This is a genomic window from Ruegeria sp. AB9 (assembly GCF_056542585.1).
In genome coordinates this window covers 1-1,793 of sequence record NZ_JBQGAA010000050.1, presented here as the reverse complement: position 1 = coordinate 1,793, position 1,793 = coordinate 1, and the positions used below count along the sequence as shown (strand labels likewise).

Below are 1,793 nucleotides of genomic sequence, written 5' to 3'. Positions count from 1 at the left end.
TGTTCAAACGCGCAGTGGATTGGGAACGGCAAGAGAAACGCAGCCGGAAACAACGTGCCGATAAATGGCGTGAGGCAAGGTGTCTCATAGCTGTAGCGGCTTGAGATCATAATCCGTTGGGCGCGAGATCATCGCTGTTTCTGGCTCAGATTATTTGAGACTATAATTCGATTTGGGACCACTTTATTTGAGAACGGGCTCAGAATAATTGAGACGGGCTCACATTTCTGAGACTGGGATCGGTGGGGTGAGACCATCCACATGACCTCATAGCGACAACCCCGCCATCCGCATTCGCTCTGCCAATTCGCGGGTCCGCGCGGGTTCAAGCTGCCCGCTCAGGAAGCGTTTGATCTCGGCAGGTTTGGACTGGAACTGATCCGCCAATACCTTCACAGAATAGCCCTGCCGGGTGAGACGTGGCTCCAAGTCATCAAAGTCGGGGGCCAGGGTGGCCGACACAATATCCGGCGTGATTGGTTTCTGGCCGATGCGGAACCCGGCCTCCAATGCCCGGTTTAAATATTCGGCAAACTGTAAGGGTGTGGTCAGGCGCTCTGCCAGTAGGTCCAGCGCCGCCGGTTCGATAATCTCGTCAAGTGGAGCGTCGTCCTCGGTACACTGGTCCAAAAGCCAGTCGAGATAGGTTCGGGACTCTTCCCCCAATCCTTCGAAGGGCAGGATATCAGTGCGATGCCCGATCTCTTCCATCGTTGGGCGGCGAAGGTCGTTTCGCAGCTTCGGATGGCCGACCAGAATAACGGACAGATTGCCTCCGCCGCGCGCGATCACTTCCATCAGGCGTTTCAGCCCGATCAATGTCTTTCCATACAGATCATGGGCCTCATCGACAAACAGCGCCACGGGCTTTCCGGAGCGGGCTACCAGCTTCTGAAGTTCTCGTTCCCTCTTTTCACCTTGGGTTGGAATCTTTGGTTCTTTCTCTCGTGAGAGATCGTAGAACAGGGCTGAGATTAGCGTCGGAACGGTCGTGCGGGCTTTGTCCACCGACAGGCTTTCGGCGACAGTGACCTTCTTTTCGCGCGCAATTTCATCTTGCAACCGGTGCAGGAACACAGTCTTGCCGATGCCAACTGGGCCTGTCACAGCGATCAGGCGTCCGGTTCCAATGCCCGCCCGGACGGTGTGGGTGATCTGACGATGGTTCTCGGTCTCATAGAATCCGGCAGCTCGCCAGTCCTTGATCAGCCCATATCGCGCCATGATCTCGGCATTCAGCATTACTCGCTCTCCTCTTCAGCGGCCGGTCGCTTAGGCGAGAACCGGGCAGTTATTCCTTGTTTGATTTCCGTCTTGTCGAGCGTGCGGTCGACAAGATCATTCACGAACGACAGATCCTCGTCTGTCAGGCGGGCCAGCGGCTTGTGCAGCAAATCCGAGACCCCGCGCAGCGCATCCAATCGGCTGCTATAGGTGAACTCTCCATAGGGATCCGGATCGACAAAGGCCTGGCTGGCGAACGGCAGTACGTCTGCGGCTTTGGCCAGGCTTGAATCCAACCCGGCAAGCGCCGATCTGGGCACCGAGATCTTCTGCGCAAGATCTCCGATCCTGTCGGCCCGTGCCTGTGTTTGTGTTTTCTTGGGCTTGCGATAGCGATGCAGCGGGATAGGCCCACCTGTCGGGCGGTAGGGGCCAAAGCGCTTGTCGTTCCACTCAACGAACAGCTCGTGATCAAACACCTGCAGACCTGGTTAAGAAAGGTGGGCATTAAGCCGATCCAAATCTACCCGGGATCACCTTGGGAGAATGGATACAACGAGCGCTTCAAT

The 1,793-nt window shown here is 56.4% G+C and carries 2 protein-coding genes; both read right to left on the bottom strand.

All coding sequences use genetic code 11. From position 1 onward, the window contains the following. Window positions 1-267: 267 nt before the first annotated feature. Window positions 268-1,242, bottom strand: a complete 975-nt coding sequence (locus ACR0K5_RS25040; protein WP_480425612.1) for an ExeA family protein — start codon at window positions 1,240-1,242, stop codon at window positions 268-270. Further along, a complete protein-coding gene (locus ACR0K5_RS25035; protein ID WP_480424837.1) occupies window positions 1,242-1,703 on the bottom strand; it encodes a hypothetical protein in 462 nt (153 codons plus the stop codon). The genes ACR0K5_RS25040 and ACR0K5_RS25035 overlap by 1 nt, the downstream gene beginning before the upstream one ends. Between the last annotated feature and the right edge of the window lie 90 nt (window positions 1,704-1,793).

Excerpts from the sequence above, each read along its gene's own strand:
- ACR0K5_RS25040 (WP_480425612.1), bottom strand. The coding sequence starts at position 1,242 with ATGCTGAATGCCGAGATCATGGCGCGATATGGGCTGATCAAGGACTGG.